This is a genomic window from Neisseria sp. P0021.S005, assembly GCF_051956955.1.
The window spans coordinates 1-3,378 of record NZ_JBQCWY010000326.1; the positions used below are offsets into that span (position 1 = coordinate 1).

Consider the following 3,378-nt stretch of genomic DNA (forward strand, 5'->3'; position numbering starts at 1 on the left):
GCTTGGTCGTCGGCGGCAAGCGTAATATAGGTATCGAGCTGCTCGGAACGTTTCATATAGTTGACCAGCATTTGCGCAATGCTGTCGCCTTCCAGCGGCACAACACCTTGCCAAGGGTCGGCATCTTTAGGCTGATGGGTCAAAACGAACACGCTGTTTTCGCCCAACAGCGCAGTCAGGCTTTCATCATCACGAATTTCAGCGGTTTCGTCCCAACGCGCGGTAGCACGGACAGTATTTTCAGAAGTCGCTTCCACCACCAACATTTTCAGACGGCCCTGACCTTGAACTTGAACAATCAGCGTGCCTTCGTTTTTAAGGTTGGCAGACAATAAAGAACCGGCGGCCAACAATTCGCCCAATGCGCGACGGATGGCGACAGGATAATGTTTTTGGTTGACGATGTGGTGCCAAACCTTTTCGAGGCGGATGTGCATGCCGCGGATAGGCATATCGTCGAAGATAAAGCGTGTACGGATATCGCTGTGATTTTGTGTCATGTCAGTCTCTGAAAATAAATCAATGAATGCCGCCTATATGGTTGCAGCAGAGGATAAATCAAGCGAAACCGCATTTAATGTTTTTCTAGTTTGTTTGGAAACAAGGATTTAACGCAAAATAACAGCAGTTTTTTTGCCAAAAAGACGGTTTTTGAATACAATCAAGCAGATAACAAGAGAATGATACGGGATAACATCTCAGAAACCGGCAATGTGCCTGCAATCGGCAGGGAATGCCTTCTGAAACGGAAGTTTTTATAATGAATTTTTTACTCCGGCTCGCAGCAGTTTGGACTTCGGTCGCCATGCTCGCGAGCGTCAATTTTTCTTACGCCGATGATTTGGAAAACCTGATTACCACCCGTCAGCATGTTTTAAACCAATTCAACGACAACGCCAACGTTTACGGCAATACGCGTCAGGCAACCCCTGTCCACCCCGTCAATACACACTCCGCTCCAAGCAACAATACGCGCGCACCTTCAGGCAATGCAGACGAATTGATCGGCAGCGCCATGGGCTTGCTCGGCGTGGCCTACCGCTACGGCGGCACATCGGCTTCTACCGGCTTTGACTGCAGCGGCTTCATGCAACACATCTTTAAACGCGCCATGGGCGTGAACCTGCCGCGCACCTCTGCCGAACAGGCGCAAATGGGCGTTGCCGTGAGCCGTTCGGAATTGCAGCCGGGCGACATGGTCTTTTTCCGCACCATGGGCCACGGCCGTATTTCCCACGTCGGCCTTTACATCGGCAACAACAATTTCATTCACGCACCGAGAACGGGAAAACGTATCGAAATTACCAGCCTCGGCCACAAATATTGGAACGGAAAATACGCCTTTGCCCGTCGCGTGAAGAAAAACGACCCATCCCGTTTCTTGAATTGAGGTGTACGATGGCGATGCCGCAAATGCCCAAATGGTATGACGACGACGGTCAGATTGTTTCCTGCACCGAAAAGGTCAAAGTCATGACCGAAAACTTAAACGAACTGTACCAAATAGCGCAGGACGCATTTGAAGACGCGCTGCTGATGGGTTGTTCCGAAAAACAGTTGCGCGAATACTTCCACGACTTAATAGCCGGACTGGAAAACCCTTATCAAAAAAACGGTTAGTTATTCGATCCATACAAAAAAGGCCGTCTGAAAGTTTTTCAGACGGCCTTTTCTTATTGGGCAGATCCTCTGCCCAATTGCTAACATTCCACCACGCGCACAGATACCGGTATGGCTTTTTTCTGCAAGGTAACGGCCAGGCCGGCGAGTGAGGTTTCTTTGTAGGTTGCCTTCATATCGCGGCCGGTTTGCAGCATGGTTTGAATCACTTCATCAAGTGAGACTTTTTTATCTGTGCCGTCTTCCAAAAGCGCAAGGGTGGCGAGCTTGAGGGCTTTTTCGGCGGCGATGCCGTTGCGCTCGATACAGGGGATTTGCACCAAGCCGCCGACAGGATCACAGGTCAGACCCAAGTGGTGCTCCATTGCCATTTCGGCGGCGTTTTCCACTTGTTTCGGTGTACCGCCGATGACTTCGGCGTATGCGCCCGCCGCCATGGAACATGCTACGCCAACTTCGCCTTGGCAGCCGACATCCGCGCCGGAAATTGACGCATTGGTTTTATACAAAATACCGATGGCACCGGCAGTCAGCAGGAAATCCTCAACACGAGATTGGTTAGCGTGCGGATTAAATTTGCGGAAATAGTGTAAGACGGCAGGAATAATGCCTGCTGCGCCGTTGGTCGGTGCGGTGACAACGCGGCCGCCGGCGGCATTTTCTTCATTGACCGCCATGGCGTACACCATCGGCCAAAGTTGGGTATTGACGATTTCGCTCTCGCGCAGGACTTTGAGTTTGGCCGCCAACTGCGGCGCGCGGCGGCGGACGTTCAAGCCGCCCGGCAATTGCCCTTCCGCACCCAAGCCGCGCTTGATGCAGTTTTCCATCACATCGGCCACAGCGGCCACACGACGGCGGACTTCCTCCTCATCGCAACCTGCCAACGCCGCTTCATTAGCCAACACGACTTCGGAAATATTCAACTGGTTCAGACGGCATTGTGCCAACAACTCGTCGCAGTTTTCGTAAGGGTATGGCACGTCTGAATTTTCCTGCGCTTCTTGTGCAAACCCTTCGTCTGTTACGATAAAACCGCCGCCAACCGAATAATAGATCTGTTCTTTCAGCTTCAGGCCGTCTGAATTATAGGCGATAAAGTTCAAACCGTTCGGATGTTTGGGCAACACTTTGTCGCCGCGGATATCCAAATCTTTTTCGGGATTGAAGGTCATTTCACGGCCGTTGAATTTTAAAACGTGCTGCGTGCGGATGCGTTCCAAGCGTTGGGGGATGTCTGCAAGCGGAATATCGTGCGGCAGGCTGCCTTCCAAACCAAGCAATAATGCATCGAATGTACCGTGTCCGATACCGGTCAAAGCAAGCGAGCCGTACACTTCACTGACAATACGTGCCACTTGTGTATCTAAGTTTTCGGCATGCAGCAAATCGGCAAAAGCGGCCGCGGCCTTCATCGGGCCGACGGTGTGCGAGCTGGACGGGCCGATGCCGATTTTGAAAATATCAAAGATGCTGATCATAATTTTCCTATCATTGTGTGTGCGGGCGGGCTGTTTTTCAGACGGCCTTAAGGCCTAAAGAGGAATCTTTTGCACCGCTTGCCAATGCAAGTACCAAATGTCCGACAGTCATCAAAGGATCGCCTGCTTCCGGCGAGGTGTATTTCAGCGTCAGCGGTTTTTTACGCAAGGGTTCGTAATGGCTGACTTTACAATGCGGGTCTTCCAAACTTGTAGAACCGGCGCGGTATCTGTATGCCAACAGCCGTAAATCGTTCAAGTCCATCTTCATGCCGTT

The 3,378-nt window shown here is 51.4% G+C and carries 4 protein-coding genes and 1 pseudogene; 2 read left to right on the plus strand and 3 right to left on the minus strand.

Going from position 1 to position 3,378, the window contains the following annotated elements:
* A partial coding sequence (hslO, locus tag ACTHUE_RS13555) for an Hsp33 family molecular chaperone HslO (RefSeq protein WP_440423734.1) occupies positions 1 to 500 on the minus strand: 500 nt, incomplete at its 3' end.
* 260 nt (positions 501 to 760) lie between these two features.
* Here hslO and ACTHUE_RS13560 point away from each other — a divergent pair.
* Together ACTHUE_RS13560 and ACTHUE_RS13565 are read left to right on the plus strand one after the other, a co-directional pair.
* On the plus strand, positions 761 to 1,390 hold the full coding sequence (locus ACTHUE_RS13560) for a C40 family peptidase (protein ID WP_107792200.1): 630 nt from the start codon (positions 761 to 763) through the stop codon (positions 1,388 to 1,390).
* 8 nt (positions 1,391 to 1,398) lie between these two features.
* Positions 1,399 to 1,620, plus strand: coding sequence for a hypothetical protein (locus tag ACTHUE_RS13565; protein ID WP_070713582.1), 222 nt, complete (start codon positions 1,399 to 1,401; stop codon positions 1,618 to 1,620).
* A gap of 80 nt (positions 1,621 to 1,700) precedes the next feature.
* Here ACTHUE_RS13565 and ACTHUE_RS13570 read toward each other — a convergent pair whose 3' ends face one another.
* Both ACTHUE_RS13570 and ACTHUE_RS13575 read right to left on the minus strand, forming a co-directional pair.
* Positions 1,701 to 3,101, minus strand: coding sequence for an L-serine ammonia-lyase (locus ACTHUE_RS13570; protein WP_107792201.1), 1,401 nt, complete (start codon positions 3,099 to 3,101; stop codon positions 1,701 to 1,703).
* 37 nt (positions 3,102 to 3,138) lie between these two features.
* Positions 3,139 to 3,378 (minus strand): annotated as a pseudogene (locus ACTHUE_RS13575) (glycosyltransferase family 2 protein); the annotation flags it as partial.